Origin of the sequence: Vibrio sp. 10N.261.51.A3, from assembly GCF_041471965.1 — a bacterium.
GTDB classification, from domain to species: domain Bacteria; phylum Pseudomonadota; class Gammaproteobacteria; order Enterobacterales; family Vibrionaceae; genus Vibrio; species Vibrio crassostreae_C.
Genome location: NZ_JBFRPK010000030.1, coordinates 19,759 through 33,868 on the forward strand (window position 1 = coordinate 19,759; position 14,110 = coordinate 33,868).

Sequence of the window (14,110 nt, forward strand, 5' to 3'; positions counted from 1 at the left end):
TTGCTGCGTGTGATGTAGCTAGCTTACCTCCCATCTTCAAACAGGGTAGAATGTTGCTAGTCTTATCGCATGGAGCGCTAAATGAAACCCATGAAAAATCTTGCCCAGTATTACGTGGATCTACTCGTAAAACTGGGGATTGTCCGCTTTTCTATCTTACTCGCCCTAGCGCTTGTTGCCCTCGCTGTTGTTGTGCAAGTCGGTATCACCCTTGCACTCAAAGGCAATGTTGATGACATCGACATTGTCCGTTCAGTTTTCTTCGGTTTAGTGATCACGCCTTGGGCGGTTTATTTTCTGTCAGTGGTCGTGGACCAGTTGGAAGAATCACGTCAAAGGTTAGCGAAATTGGTCTCTAAACTTGGCGACATGCGTGAGCGAGACCAAGAACTCAACAATAAAATGCAGCTCAATATCGAGAAGCTTAATCAAGAAATTGAAGAGCGTGAAAAAGCGGAAGAAGCGCGCGCAGAAGCAATGCAAGATCTCGAAAACGAGGTGTTCCAGCGCGAGCGTACTCAGCTTGAACTCGCAGAACGTACTGCACTGTTACGCTCGTTTATCGATGCCTCGCCTGACCTTATTTACTACCGTAATGAAGATGGTGTGTTCTCTGGTTGTAACCGTGCGGTTGAAGAGCTCACTGGTAAAACAGAAAAAGAGCTAGTTGGTTTAACTCCTTGGGATGTTTACAGTAAAGAGGTCGCTCAGCAAGTTGTTGAAACCGATAAGAAAGTATTTGCTGACAACCAAGCACTGACTTATGACCAATGGCTTGAATACCCAGATGGCCGCAAGAGTTACTTCGAACTGCGTAAAGTGCCTTTCTACAGCAAAGATGGTCGTCACTTGGGCTTGGTTGGTTTTGGCCGCGATATTACTGAACGTAAAGAGCATCAAGAGTCGTTAGAAAAAGCCAGCCGCGATAAGACCACCTTTATCTCAACTATTAGCCACGAGTTAAGAACGCCGCTCAACGGCATCATTGGCTTGAGCCGCATGCTGCTTGATAGCCAACTGACCACCGAACAGCGCAAGCAGATGCAAACCATCAAGGTGAGCGCGGTGACACTGGGTAATATCTTCAACGATATTATTGATATGGATAAGTTCGACCGCCGTAAGCTTGAACTCTTCCCTACGCCTATTAACTTTGAAGATTTCGTTGTCGAGATCGAAAGTATCTCTGCGTTGATGGCTGAGCAGAAAGGGTTAAGGTTCGATCTAGAAAGATTGTCTGATCTTCCAGCTGCTGTTGAGGTGGATGGTACTCGTCTTAGACAGGTACTGTGGAACCTTGTTAGTAACGCGATGAAGTTCACCAAAGATGGTGGAGTGGTGATGACAGTCAGCGCCGACATTGATGGTGACTTTGCCAACATTACGATGGAAGTGGAAGATACTGGTATTGGTATCCCTGAAAGTGAAATCGAGAAGATCTTCGCGATGTACTATCAGGTGAAATCGGGCACGGACAACTTGCACGCTGTCGGCACGGGTATTGGTCTCGCTGTCTCTCAACAGCTAATTAATATGATGGATGGCCACATTGAAGTCATCAGTGAAGAGGGCTTTGGCAGTACCTTTACGGTTTCGATTCGAGTTCCAGTGAATCACGATACTCAGGCTCTGATCAAAACGCCAAGAAAACAGTCGAATCTTAAGATCTTTATGGTCGAAGACATTGAACTCAATATCACAGTGGCTCGCTCTCTACTTGAAAGCCTTGGCCATGAAGTGACAGTCGTGATGACGGGTAAAGAGGCGCAAATTGCTTTCAATCCTGAAGACTATGATTTGGTGTTGTTGGATATCCAACTGCCAGATATGACGGGTTTCGATATTGCTCAATACTACCGCGAGAAATACAGCCAGCTACCGCCTTTGGTGGCGTTAACTGCGAACGTATTAAACAACAAGCAAGAGTACTTCCAGAAAGGCATGGACGAAGCGATCAGTAAACCTTTGTCGGTTCGAGCTATCCAAGATGTCATCAGTGAACTTATCGAAGATGCACCAGAGGTAATTGAGAAGGTAGCGGGCACCGATAAGGTTGAGAGCATTGATAAAGTCGACGCGAGTAAGCCTTTTCTTTCAGAAATTGATACCACTTTGCTTGATATTGATATGCTAGAGTCTTATGTTGATATTGTTGGACCGAAACCGGTTTTGGATAGCATCGCGATGTTCGAAGATATGATGCCGGAGTATATGGAAATATTGAACTCCAACATGGTCGCGAAAGATAAAGCCAGTATCGTTTCTGAGGCACATAAGATTAAAGGTGCTGCAGGTTCTATTGGTCTGAAACGCATCCAACAAGTTGCCCAGAAAGCTCAATCTCCAGATTTGCCTGCGTGGTGGGAGAACATTTCAGATTGGGTTGATGAGATAAATAACGAATACCAGAATGACATTGAAGTCTTAAAGAGTTGGTTAAACCAAAGGTAGAAGAATAATGAAAAAATTAGCATTCGCCGCATGTGTAGTGGCATTAGCGGGTTGTTCTGCGCCACAAGTAGAATGGCAGCAAGATAATCAAGTCGAAGTATCTGCAGCAACAGTTACCATGAAAAGCAACCTTTGGCACAACAAGATGCCAACGATTGGCGAGACTCAAGATAAGACCCTGCATGGTTCTATCTACCTAGAGTCAGATTCACAACTGCCAGCAACGCTTGCGGTTGAGAGTGTTACGGTTAAACAGGGTGCAGACACCTTGTTGGTAACGGCTGACGATCTTGATTTAAGAACACACAGTGAAACTCAATGGGAAGTCGCGTTTGTATGGCAGCTAGAGATCGACAGCGACAAGCCTGTTGATGTAGCGGTTGAACTTAAAGATGGCGAAACCGTGAAGTGGTTAGTAGAGAAAGACGTTAAGGTGGATACGGTTTACTAAAACCTTATCCAATTAAGAACAATAAAAAAGGGAGAATGCGTTGGCATTCTCCCTTTTTAATAACTATTGATGACGCTTCTATTGTTAATAACACTTACTGGTGAGTAGTGCTAAATGGTAAGAAGCGCGAATCGAATTAGTCTTCTAGGTCACCACAAAAGCGGTAGCCTTCACCGTGAATCGTTGCGATGATTTCTGGCGTACCAGAAACAGATTCAAAGTGCTTACGAATACGACGGATTGTTACGTCTACAGTACGATCGTGTGGCTTAAGCTCACGGCCAGTCATCTTCTTAAGAAGGTCAGCACGTGTTTGGATCTTACCTGGGTTCTCACAGAAGTGAAGTAGAGCACGGAACTCTGAACGAGGTAGCTTGTAGCCTTCGCCATCTGGGCTAACCAGAGAACGACTGTTGATATCTAGTACCCAACCGTTGAACTCATACTTCTCAACGCTACGCTTCTCTTCTTGAACAGAGCTTGTGCTCATTGAACGGTTCAGAAGGTTGCGTGCACGGATAGTCAGTTCACGAGGGTTGAAAGGCTTAGTGATGTAGTCATCAGCGCCGATCTCTAGGCCAAGGATCTTATCAACTTCATTATCACGACCAGTTAAGAACATAAGCGCTACGTTTGCTTGCTCACGTAGTTCACGCGCAAGTAGTAGGCCATTCTTACCTGGAAGGTTGATGTCCATAATTACAAGGTTAACTTGGTTGTCAGATAGCACTTGGTGCATCTCTTCACCGTCGCTAGCCTCAAAAACAGCATATCCCTCTGCTTCAAAAATACTCTTTAGAGTGTTACGAGTTACTTGCTCATCTTCAACGATAAGAATCTGCGGGGTTTGCATTTGGCGGTACCTAAATTTGTGACGAAACTGTGCTAATAGAATAAATTCTAGGCAAAAACATAACATACAGGTAATGTATTTTTGATGATAACTTAAAGTTTTCAAAAAAACACTTACTTCCAGCTATCTGCCTTCCTTGAAGTATTGCCCAATAACGTAGATCCAGTACGCCTTTCAATCATTCTTTTAGTGATTGGAGTGGATTCTATAATGTTAACAGCATGCTAACAACGCGAGAATGTTAATTCCATTCACTTTGTTGATTTACATCAATTGCCGTATCGCAACAAACTTTAATAGTATGGCTACAACTTAACCAATGTTATGGTGACTGTTTAGCACCAAAACAAGAATGATTATTCGAGATGCTTCGCACATCTTGCCTGCTAAAGACCGGATTATGAACCAAGGAAGCTGAAAGCTGTCTTAAGAGTCTAGTAGATAAATATGCTCAATCAACTTTTATTGAGTAATAAATTGAGCATAGAACAATGAAAACAAAGGATTAATTTTAATAACATATAAAAGCATAGAGGCTAGCCTGACATAACCGGTAACGCCTTACTCACGGAGGATATATGCACGATATAACACCCGACTTGTGTGATGAGTTTGAAAGCGAAGTCACCCTACTGAACATGCCATTGCAGAACTTCGGCCAACGTGGTGCGTTCTTTGGAAAAATTGTAACAGTTCGTTGTTATCACGATAATTCCAAGGTTCGCGAGGTTTTAGAGACCGACGGCTGTGGCAAAGTGCTTGTCGTTGACGGAAATGGCTCATGCCAGAAGGCGCTGCTTGGCGATCAACTCGCTATTCTCGCGATAGAAAACGGTTGGGAAGGCGTGATTGTAAACGGTGCGGTGCGTGATGTAGGCATGATGTCGCAAATGGACCTTGGCGTTCAGGCGTTAGGTGCATCGCCATTCAAAACAGAGAAACGCGGTGTCGGCCAAGTGAATGTGACACTCTCTATACATAATCAACTGATTCAGCCTGGTGACTATATTTATGCCGATTGGAATGGCGTGTTAATTTCATCTGAGCTGTTAATTGAATCGTAACTGACTCAAATTGAATGCCGTTGATAGATTAGAACGGGGAATGGTTTGTGATGTACTAAAAGTTTGGATCTCAATCCGCACTAATCTGTTAATAAAGAACAAGCTAAAGAGACTAAAAGCGAAACCCTAGTCCCACTTCAACACCTTGCTGCCACTCTTCATAATCAAGGGTGGCATGCAAATCTAGGTTATCTGTTAGTTGCACTCGGCTGGAAACCTCTGCGGCTACCGATTTCTCATTGTCTTCGGTCTCGTCTTTATAGGTGTGTAGAGAACTGTTAAAAGAGACTCTTTCTGAGAACTGATAACGGACACCACTCAAGAATCCACTTTCCTGTTTCAGTGCCGCACTATTGATACGTGTACCGACGTAAAGATCCACATCTGAAAACAAGCTATAAGAGTAGCCACTGTCTATCTTCCAAGTATCGAAGCTTTCACTCGACGCGTTTTGTGTGGAGATAAAGAATTTATGAGAAGAACTATCGATCTGGCTGGGTAGTAGAGGCAAGCTATTCGCTGAACAAACAACAGGCATAGCAAAAGCCAAAAGAATAAGTAATCTCTTCATTTCCCACTCCTGATGTCATTATTATTATTCTTCGAACGTTATCGTTCAATTAAAGCACAGAACTTGTACGTTCGCTGCACAATCGATATAGCATTTTGTTATGACTATATATGCAATTGATCACTCTTGCCTGTTCAATGAGTAAATCCAGTATCTTAAGTGAAGGTTTATACAGGGTGTTTTATCCCTTAAATGACGGTTTGCTCTGAAAAACGGTGCGAATGTAAAAAAAACGCAACTTTTCATTGACGTCCAGTGGTAAAAATTGATACACGTAGAGTAAAGCACAAGCAGAGAATTTGATATGCAGCACGTAAGCCACCTAGTAATGACCACAACCATTATTATTACCGACATTAACATTGTTGGGGCAGGCTGCTAAGTAACGGATTTTAAAAAAAAGGCCTGTATCCAACAAGATACAGGCCTTTTTTTGTACCATTTTTATGACTTATGGAGAAAGGGATGCGCGTTTTAAAGTTTGGAGGTTCATCATTAGCTGATGCAGATCGTTTTTTACGAGCGGCTGATATCATCGCTAATAATGCCCAGCAAGAAGAGCTAGCCGTTGTACTATCGGCTCCAGGAAAAACAACCAATAAGTTGGTCGCTGTTATTGAAGCTGCACTGAAAAATGGTGAAGCTGACGCACAGATTACAGAGATCGAATCTTCATTTAACACACTGTTTGCAGAGATCAAAGCGGTCGTGCCTTCTATCGATGGTGCCGCGTTTCAAGAGCAGGTGGATACCTCTCTTGCTCAGCTAAAGCAGTTCGTGAATGGCATCAACCTACTTGGTATGTGCCCGAACCACGTTAATGCTCGCATCATCAGTAAAGGTGAGCGAATCTCTATCCAGTTAATGAAAGCGGTACTGGAAGCGAAAGGCCAACCAGCAAGCCTGATTGACCCTGTCCAATACCTATACGCTAAAGGCGATCACCTTGAAGCTATGGTCGATGTGGATGTCTCTACTCAGAACTTCCAACAATCTCCACTTCCTAAAGGTCACGTTAACATCATGCCTGGCTTTACTGCGGGTAATGAAAAAGGTGAGCTAGTCACACTAGGTCGTAATGGTTCTGACTACTCAGCGGCTGTGTTAGCGGCGTGTCTACGTGCTGATTGCTGTGAAATCTGGACTGATGTCGATGGCGTTTACAACTGTGACCCACGCTTAGTTGATGATGCTCGTCTGCTCAAGTCTCTTAGCTACCAAGAGGCGATGGAGCTTTCTTACTTTGGTGCTTCGGTTCTACACCCGAAAACCATTGCTCCTATTGCGCAATTCCACATTCCTTGTCTGATCAAAAACAGCTTCAACCCACAAGGCGCAGGTACTTTGATTGGCCAAGACACTGGCGAAGATAACCTAGCAATCAAAGGTATTACGACGCTAAGTGACCTAACCATGGTTAACGTATCAGGCCCAGGCATGAAGGGCATGGTAGGTATGGCGAGTCGTGTATTCGGCGCGATGTCTTCTGCTGGCGTTTCTATTGTCCTTATTACTCAATCTTCTTCTGAGTACAGCATCAGCTTCTGTATTGAATCGGCTGATAAGGTGAAAGCGAAACAAGTGTTGTCAGACGCGTTTGAACTTGAACTTAAAGATGGCCTGTTAGAGCCGGTTGAGTTCATGGATGACGTTGCGATTGTAACGCTGGTGGGTGACGGTATGCGCACTTCACGTGGCGTAGCATCTCAGTTCTTCTCTTCTTTAGCTGAAGTGAACGTCAACATTGTTGCTATTGCTCAAGGTTCTTCAGAGCGCGCTATTTCAGCGGTTATCCCTGAAGACAAAATCTCTGAAGCAATCAAAGCGTGTCACGAGAACCTATTTAACTCTAAGCACTTCCTAGATGTATTCGTTGTGGGTGTCGGCGGTGTTGGTGGCGAGCTTGTTGACCAGATCCAACGTCAGCAAGGCAAACTGGCTGAAAAAGGCATCGTGATTCGCGTATGTGGTTTAGCAAACAGTAAAGGTTTGTTGCTAGACAGCGATGGTCTACCGTTAGAGCAGTGGCGTGACCGTATGTCGAGTGCGACTGAAGAGTTCAGCCTAGCGCGTTTAGCGGCTTTGGTTCAACGTAACCACATCATCAACCCAGTATTGGTTGATTGTACGTCTAGCGAAGGTATTGCGGCGCAGTACGCTGATTTCCTAGCGGCTGGTTTCCACGTAGTAACACCAAACAAGAAAGCAAACACAGCAAGCATGGCTTATTACCATCAGCTTCGTGAAGTTGCACGCAACTCACGTCGTAAGCTGATGTACGAGACAACAGTAGGTGCAGGTCTACCGGTCATCGAAAACCTACAGAACCTTATCTCTGCAGGTGATGAACTTGAGAAGTTCAACGGCATTCTTTCAGGTTCACTGTCTTACATCTTCGGCAAGCTTGATGAAGGTATGACACTGAGCCAGGCAACCAATATTGCAAAAGATAACGGCTTCACTGAACCGGATCCTCGAGATGATCTATCTGGTATGGATGTGGCGCGTAAGTTGCTTATTCTTGCTCGTGAAGCAGGCATGGCGCTTGAACTTGAAGATGTTGAAGTAGACCAAGCTCTGCCACCGGGTTTTGATGATTCAGGTACGGTTGAAGAGTTCATGGCTCGCCTACCAGAAGCGGATGCTTACTTCAAAGAGCAGTCAGCTATCGCAGCAGAAGAAGGTAAAGTACTTCGTTATGTGGGTGAAATCGCTGAAGGTAAGTGTAAGGTTCGTATCGCTGCTGTTGATGGCGACGACCCAATGTTCAAGATTAAAGATGGCGAGAACGCATTAGCATTCTACAGCCGTTACTACCAACCAATCCCTCTAGTACTGCGTGGCTACGGCGCGGGTACTGAAGTAACAGCTGCTGGCGTATTCTCTGATGTGATGCGTACTCTTGGTTGGAAATTAGGAGTTTAAGAATGAGTTCAAGTGATATGGATGTTGTCGTTTATGCTCCTGCATCAATCGGTAATGTCAGTGTAGGGTTTGATGTGCTGGGGGCCGCTGTGTCTCCAGTGGATGGCACGCTGCTAGGTGACCGAGTTATGGTTAAAGCCGGTGATGAACCATTCTCACTTAAAACTGCAGGCAGCTTTGTTTCTAAGCTGCCAACTGAAGCAAAAGAAAACATCGTTTACGACTGCTGGGTGGTGTTCTCGAGAGAGCTTGATAAAAAAGGCGTTACGCTAAAGCCTTTAGAAATGACACTAGAAAAGAACATGCCTATCGGTTCAGGTTTGGGTTCTAGTGCATGTTCAATCGTCGCGGCACTGGATGCGCTAAACCGTTTTCACGGTCAGCCCCTGAATGAAACTGAACTGCTTGCTCTGATGGGTGAAATGGAAGGCAAGATTTCAGGTGGTATCCACTACGATAACGTTGCGCCATGTTACCTTGGTGGTGTGCAGCTCATGCTTGAAGAGCTAGGCATCATCAGCCAAGAAGTACCGTGTTTTGACGACTGGTACTGGGTAATGGCTTATCCGGGTATTAAGGTTTCAACGGCTGAAGCGAGAGAGATCCTACCATCTCAATATCGTCGTCAGGATATTATTGCTCATGGTCGTCACTTAGCGGGCTTTATCCACGCGTGTCATTCAGGTCAACCTGAACTGGCGGCGAAGATGATCAAAGACGTGATCGCTGAACCATATCGTGAGAAACTGCTTCCAGGGTTTGCTGATGCTCGTAAATACGCGCTGTCAGCTGGGGCACTGGCTACTGGTATTTCTGGTAGTGGTCCAACTCTATTTAGCATTTGCAAAGAACAAGATGTCGCCGAGCGTGTTGCACGCTGGTTAGAACAAAATTACGTACAAAATGAAGAAGGATTCGTTCACGTTTGTCGCCTAGATAAGCAGGGTTCGATCGTTACAGGAAGTGAGTTATGAAACTGTACAACATCAAAGAAAATGATGAACAAGTCTCTTTTGGCCAAGCCGTTCGTCAAGGCTTAGGCCGTAATCAAGGTCTATTTTTCCCATCTGAACTGCCAAAGTTTGATGATATCGATGCGCTGCTAGCAGAGGACTTTGTCCCTCGTAGCTCAAAGATTCTGTCAGCATTGATTGGTGATGAATTACCAAAAGAACAGATCGACCAAATGGTGGATGCAGCGTTCCAATTCCCTGCACCAATCAACCAAGTAAAAGACGGCGTTTACGCGCTTGAGCTTTTCCACGGTCCAACACTGGCGTTTAAAGATTTCGGTGGCCGCTTTATGGCTCAATCTTTAGCAGCTGTTTCTGATGGTGGTCAAATCACTATCTTAACGGCAACATCAGGTGATACTGGTGCGGCGGTTGCGCATGCTTTCTACGGCATGGAAGACATCAATGTTGTGATTCTTTACCCGAAAGGCAAGATCAGCCCACTGCAAGAGAAGCTGTTCTGTACGCTTGGCAAGAACATCCACACTGTGGCGATTGATGGTGACTTTGATGCGTGTCAGGCTCTAGTTAAAGACTCATTTGATGACGCTGAACTGCGTAAAGAGATCGGTCTTAATTCGGCAAACTCGATCAACATCAGCCGTTTAATGGCTCAGATCTGTTACTACTTTGAGGCGGCTTCTCAGCTGACTAAAGAGCAACGTGAAAACCTCGTTATCTCTGTACCAAGTGGTAACTTTGGTAACCTAACGGCTGGTCTATTGGCTAAAGCGCTAGGTCTACCTGTTAAGCGTTTTATCGCAGCAACTAACGAAAATGACACTGTTCCTCGTTACCTAGAAACAGGTCAATGGGATCCAAAACCGACTGTTGCGACAACATCGAACGCGATGGACGTAAGCCAACCAAACAACTGGCCTCGTATCGAAGAGCTTTGCCAACTGAAAGGTTGGGGCTTAGATACACTAGGCAAAGGTAAAGTATCTGACGAGCAGAGCGCTGAGTCAGTTCGCGACCTAAAAGCACAAGGTTACCTATGTGAACCACATGGTGCGATTGCTTACCGTCTACTGGAAGAGCAACTGCAAGAGAACGAAACTGGCTTGTTCCTGTGTACAGCACACCCAGCGAAATTCAAAGAAGTGGTTGATGACATCCTAGGTTCTGATATCGAACTGCCTGGCCCGCTAGCAAAACACGCGGCGATGGAATTGTTGTCTGAAGATCTTGATAACGATTTTGAAGCGCTAAAAGCTGTGCTTCGTCGAGTTCAACCGTAACGTCCATTTGTTTTTCGAACAAATAAAAACGGCGCTCAATGAGCGCCGTTTTTGTATTCTAATTTAAGCTCTAAAAATTATAGAGACTCAGTGAACGTACGTGCGATAACGTCACGTTGCTGTTCAGTTGTTAGAGAGTTGAAACGTACAGCGTAACCCGATACACGGATAGTTAGCTGTGGGTAGTTCTCTGGGTGAGCAACTGCGTCTTCTAGCGTTTCACGCTTAAGAACGTTAACGTTTAGGTGTTGACCACCTTCGATGCGTGGTGCTGCTTCGATTGCAACTTCACGGCTTTCGTACTCGCCTAGGTCTGCAGCTGAGATAACTTGGTCAGCTTCGAAACCTGCAGTAGCAACAACACAACGAGCTTCATTCTTCTCGCTATCTAGTAGCCAGATTGAGTTTAGTAGGTCATCGTTTGCTGCTTTAGTAATTTGAATACCTTGGATCATAACTATCTCCTAGTCCACTGAATGTGGTTTGATTATGGTGTTAACTTTCGATTTTTATTGAGCTGGGTAATATATACCTAATATTAGTAAGGTTAACATTGATTTAAGTCAAAAAACAACCAAAAACCATATTTTTACAAAGGTGATTATATTGAGGTAAATCAATAAAACCTTTAAAAACAAAGTAATTACAAAATATTTTAAAGTATAAAAAATATTTAACAGTCATATTTGTTGTAAGTTTACTACATTTGTTGTGTTTTTATTGAACTACAACCGATACGACCCTTTATTTATTAAGCATTCTGAAAGTGTAAAGTGATTTAATGACAAACAATAATTCATCCTCAAAACCGGAAACAAATATTAAGTTTATTGGCGCTCATGTCTCGGCTGCTGGTGGAGTTGATCAGGGGCCTATGCGTGCACGTGAAATAGGTGCCAATGCGTTTGCACTGTTTACCAAGAACCAGAGACAGTGGGCGGCAAAACCACTAGAAGCGAAAACCATTAGTGCCTTTAAAGCCAATTGCAAAATGTTGGGCTACGGTGCTGAGCACATTCTTCCTCATGACTCCTACCTGATTAACCTAGGAGCGCCAGAAGAAGAGAAGCTAGAGAAATCACGCGCGGCTTTTATTGATGAAATGGAGCGTTGTAATCAACTTGGACTAACGCTTTTGAATTTTCATCCTGGGAGTCATTTAAAGAAAATCTCAGAAAGCGAATGTTTGGCGAAGATCGCTGAATCGATCAACCTAGCTCATCAAGCGGTACCTGACGTAATCGCAGTGATCGAGAATACGTCTGGGCAGGGCACTAATCTGGGTTGGAAGTTTGAACATCTAGCCGAGATTATCGAGCAGGTAGAAGATAAGTCACGTGTGGGTGTGTGCTTAGACACCTGCCATACGTTTACTGCTGGCTATGACTTACGTACAAAAGAGGCGTGTGAGCATACTTTTGCTGAGTTCGACCGCATCGTGGGTATGCACTATCTAAGAGCAATGCACATCAATGATTCAAAAGCTGAGTTCGCGAGCCGAGTCGATCGACACCATTCTTTAGGAAAAGGCGAAATTGGCTGGGATTGTTTTGAGTATATTGCCTCTGATTCTCGCTTTAATGGTATCCCTCTTATCTTGGAAACCATTGATTCGACGATCTGGAAAGAGGAAATTCAACAACTTAGAATGTTTCATCGCTCAGCAACGCTAGCGAGCGAACAAGCGTAATAATAGAGGGGGAAATTTATTTCCGTCTATTTCTAAAAATTGGCACCTTTCTTTCATAGTATTAAAGTGAATATGTAGTTCACGATGTCTTAGAGGAGGTGCCTTTATGTATTCAATCACCCAAACTTCAACTATTGCTGTCGCACGCCGTTTACCTACACCAAACCGTCACGTGCATAACCACGGCCACCATCGTACACAGCAGAAAAGTGGTTAATCGAGATAAGCACAACTTGAACTGATTATTATGATTCATCAACAAGTGAACCCTACACATCATGTTTATTGATAGCTGTATGAGGTATAACTAGAGTCTTATTTAGGACAGTTAGCCGATACAGCTATTTTTTTGTCTGGCGAAAGCCGCTAGAAACCTTGATGATTGGGAAGTAAAACGATGACCGCACCAAAGACTTGGGAATCCATTATTAATGATGAACGTGATAAAGAGTACTTTCAGAGTGTCCTCGCGTTTGTTGAACAGCAACGTAATAGTGGTAAAACCGTCTACCCGCCACAAGAACAGGTGTTCAGTGCCTTTGATATGACGCCTTTCGAATCCGTGCGAGTGGTTATCTTAGGGCAAGATCCTTATCACGGTGCTAACCAAGCTCACGGCTTAGCATTCTCAGTGCTTCCTGGTGTGAAAATCCCACCTTCTCTACGCAATATGTACAAAGAGCTTGCACAAGATATAGAGGGCTTTGAGATTCCTAGTCATGGTTATCTCGATTCTTGGGCATCGCAAGGGGTGTTGATGTTGAACACAGTCCTTACAGTCGAAGAGGCAAAAGCACACTCACATGCTAAGTGTGGCTGGGAAACCTTTACCGATGCCATTATTGCTGAGCTCAATCAGCGCTCTGAACCGATCATCTTTTTGTTGTGGGGCGCACACGCCCAGAAGAAAGGTCAAGCGATTGATGACGACAAGCATCATGTGTTGGTTGCACCTCACCCATCGCCATTATCGGCACGCCGTGGATTCTTCGGTTGTCAGCATTTCTCTACAACCAACAAGCTGCTTTCTTCTATGGATCAACAACCTATTGACTGGCGTTTACCAACAGAAGTGTAGGTTGGTGGTTTTCTGAGCAGGGTCAAATCATAAATCAGCATATTCGTATACACTTATAAATAGTAGGTGTAATGGAGTGCAATACTATGATGATTGAAAGGATAAGACGAGAGCATGGCTATATGGCTCGTTTACTCGCGATACTCAACAGTAAGTTAGAGTTTCTGAAACAGGAGCGAGAAATAAACTATAGCCTGATCGCAGAGGTGGTTCATTACCTTATGAACCATTCAGACAAAGTGCATCACCCTAAAGAAGACGTCATTTATCGCTACTATCTTAAGCAATATGGCAGCGAGCAAGCGATTGAAGACTTGGAGTTAGAGCATCAATTGCTTTCTGAGAAAACGGCGGACTTTTTAGGTTTGGTCGATATGATCCTTCAAGATGCGGTGGTTCCTCAGCAAGTCTTTATTGAGCAGCTTGAAGCGTTTGTTAAGGCTCAGCGAAAGCACATGGAATATGAAGAGAAGCATGTGCTACCCATGATTGTTGAGGCGTTCACGGTGAAAGATTGGCAAGAAGTGGAGTCTCAATGGCTTCAACCGGAAGATGACCCTATTTTTGGAGAGACCATCGCCGATCAATATCGCCAACTCGCGGCTCGGGTTCGACAAAATGAACAAGAGTGTGTTTAGCCCGTTGTAATGTTGAGGTGCACCTATTTTAGGTGTCCTCTATATTAGAGGGTTGGTTTCCAAATGGCGCTTTGAGCGGATTAACTACCTCAAAAAATAAAAAAAGGCACCTATATAGGCTGTCTCTTGATCACA

The 14,110-nt window shown here is 44.3% G+C and carries 12 protein-coding genes, 1 pseudogene and 1 other annotated feature; of the genes and pseudogenes, 9 read left to right on the top strand and 4 right to left on the bottom strand.

Features of this window, described 5'->3' with window-relative positions; all coding sequences use genetic code 11:
* Positions 1–81: 81 nt before the first annotated feature.
* Positions 82–2,451, top strand: a complete 2,370-nt coding sequence (gene arcB / locus AB4371_RS08605; RefSeq protein ID WP_136978407.1) for an aerobic respiration two-component sensor histidine kinase ArcB — start codon at positions 82–84, stop codon at positions 2,449–2,451.
* Between the two features lie 7 nt (positions 2,452–2,458).
* On the top strand, positions 2,459–2,902 hold the full coding sequence (locus AB4371_RS08610; protein WP_017059309.1) for a hypothetical protein: 444 nt from the start codon (positions 2,459–2,461) through the stop codon (positions 2,900–2,902).
* Positions 2,903–3,038: 136 nt separating this feature from the next.
* On the opposite strand, the gene arcA is transcribed toward AB4371_RS08610, so the two are convergent.
* Positions 3,039–3,755: a two-component system response regulator ArcA gene (gene arcA, locus AB4371_RS08615; protein ID WP_004741534.1), complete on the bottom strand. Its 717-nt coding sequence runs from the start codon at positions 3,753–3,755 to the stop codon at positions 3,039–3,041.
* Between the two features lie 429 nt (positions 3,756–4,184).
* Positions 4,185–4,286, bottom strand: a pseudogene (locus AB4371_RS08620) (ribonuclease activity regulator protein RraA); the annotation flags it as partial.
* A gap of 47 nt (positions 4,287–4,333) precedes the next feature.
* On the opposite strand from AB4371_RS08620, the gene AB4371_RS08625 reads away from it, so the two are divergent.
* Positions 4,334–4,819 carry a putative 4-hydroxy-4-methyl-2-oxoglutarate aldolase gene (locus AB4371_RS08625; protein ID WP_017059310.1) on the top strand — a complete coding sequence of 162 codons (486 nt, stop codon included), beginning with the start codon at positions 4,334–4,336 and terminating at the stop codon, positions 4,817–4,819.
* Between the two features lie 112 nt (positions 4,820–4,931).
* Here AB4371_RS08625 and AB4371_RS08630 read toward each other — a convergent pair whose 3' ends face one another.
* Entirely contained in the window at positions 4,932–5,390 is a 459-nt protein-coding gene (locus AB4371_RS08630; RefSeq protein ID WP_372149457.1) for a ribonuclease regulator, read from the bottom strand.
* Between the two features lie 317 nt (positions 5,391–5,707).
* Positions 5,708–5,826, top strand: a sequence feature (Thr leader region).
* 29 nt (positions 5,827–5,855) lie between these two features.
* Between AB4371_RS08630 and thrA the strand changes: the two genes are divergently transcribed.
* Genes thrA through thrC form a run of 3 tightly spaced genes read left to right on the top strand, consistent with a single transcriptional unit; the run spans position 5,856 to position 10,569 of the window.
* Positions 5,856–8,315: a bifunctional aspartate kinase/homoserine dehydrogenase I gene (gene thrA / locus AB4371_RS08635; protein WP_017059312.1), complete on the top strand. Its 2,460-nt coding sequence runs from the start codon at positions 5,856–5,858 to the stop codon at positions 8,313–8,315.
* A 17-nt stretch (positions 8,316–8,332) separates the two neighbouring features.
* Positions 8,333–9,289, top strand: a complete 957-nt coding sequence (gene thrB, locus AB4371_RS08640) for a homoserine kinase (RefSeq protein WP_032545653.1) — start codon at positions 8,333–8,335, stop codon at positions 9,287–9,289.
* Complete coding sequence (thrC, locus tag AB4371_RS08645) at positions 9,286–10,569, top strand: threonine synthase (protein ID WP_017059314.1); 1,284 nt, start codon at positions 9,286–9,288, stop codon at positions 10,567–10,569. Before thrB ends, thrC begins: the two co-directional genes overlap by 4 nt.
* A gap of 77 nt (positions 10,570–10,646) precedes the next feature.
* On the opposite strand, the gene grcA is transcribed toward thrC, so the two are convergent.
* On the bottom strand, positions 10,647–11,024 hold the full coding sequence (gene grcA, locus AB4371_RS08650; protein WP_017059315.1) for an autonomous glycyl radical cofactor GrcA: 378 nt from the start codon (positions 11,022–11,024) through the stop codon (positions 10,647–10,649).
* A 326-nt stretch (positions 11,025–11,350) separates the two neighbouring features.
* Between grcA and nfo the strand changes: the two genes are divergently transcribed.
* From nfo to AB4371_RS08665, 3 genes are all read left to right on the top strand, one after another.
* Complete coding sequence (gene nfo / locus AB4371_RS08655; protein WP_372149459.1) at positions 11,351–12,259, top strand: deoxyribonuclease IV; 909 nt, start codon at positions 11,351–11,353, stop codon at positions 12,257–12,259.
* A gap of 397 nt (positions 12,260–12,656) precedes the next feature.
* On the top strand, positions 12,657–13,337 hold the full coding sequence (gene ung, locus AB4371_RS08660; protein WP_017059317.1) for a uracil-DNA glycosylase: 681 nt from the start codon (positions 12,657–12,659) through the stop codon (positions 13,335–13,337).
* An 86-nt stretch (positions 13,338–13,423) separates the two neighbouring features.
* A complete protein-coding gene (locus tag AB4371_RS08665; RefSeq protein ID WP_372149461.1) occupies positions 13,424–13,975 on the top strand; it encodes a hemerythrin domain-containing protein in 552 nt (183 codons plus the stop codon).
* The last annotated feature ends 135 nt before the right edge of the window (positions 13,976–14,110 follow it).

What these genes read in the sequence shown, in the direction of transcription:
- arcA (WP_004741534.1), bottom strand. Translation starts at nt 3,755, where the DNA reads ATGCAAACCCCGCAGATTCTTATCGTTGAAGATGAGCAAGTAACTCGT.
- AB4371_RS08610 (WP_017059309.1), top strand. Translation starts at nt 2,459, where the DNA reads ATGAAAAAATTAGCATTCGCCGCATGTGTAGTGGCATTAGCGGGTTGT.
- AB4371_RS08630 (WP_372149457.1), bottom strand. Translation starts at nt 5,390, where the DNA reads ATGAAGAGATTACTTATTCTTTTGGCTTTTGCTATGCCTGTTGTTTGT.
- thrA (WP_017059312.1), top strand. Translation starts at nt 5,856, where the DNA reads ATGCGCGTTTTAAAGTTTGGAGGTTCATCATTAGCTGATGCAGATCGT.
- thrC (WP_017059314.1), top strand. Translation starts at nt 9,286, where the DNA reads ATGAAACTGTACAACATCAAAGAAAATGATGAACAAGTCTCTTTTGGC.
- arcB (WP_136978407.1), top strand. Translation starts at nt 82, where the DNA reads ATGAAACCCATGAAAAATCTTGCCCAGTATTACGTGGATCTACTCGTA.
- ung (WP_017059317.1), top strand. Translation starts at nt 12,657, where the DNA reads ATGACCGCACCAAAGACTTGGGAATCCATTATTAATGATGAACGTGAT.
- AB4371_RS08665 (WP_372149461.1), top strand. Translation starts at nt 13,424, where the DNA reads ATGATGATTGAAAGGATAAGACGAGAGCATGGCTATATGGCTCGTTTA.
- nfo (WP_372149459.1), top strand. Translation starts at nt 11,351, where the DNA reads ATGACAAACAATAATTCATCCTCAAAACCGGAAACAAATATTAAGTTT.
- grcA (WP_017059315.1), bottom strand. Translation starts at nt 11,024, where the DNA reads ATGATCCAAGGTATTCAAATTACTAAAGCAGCAAACGATGACCTACTA.
- thrB (WP_032545653.1), top strand. Translation starts at nt 8,333, where the DNA reads ATGGATGTTGTCGTTTATGCTCCTGCATCAATCGGTAATGTCAGTGTA.
- AB4371_RS08625 (WP_017059310.1), top strand. Translation starts at nt 4,334, where the DNA reads ATGCACGATATAACACCCGACTTGTGTGATGAGTTTGAAAGCGAAGTC.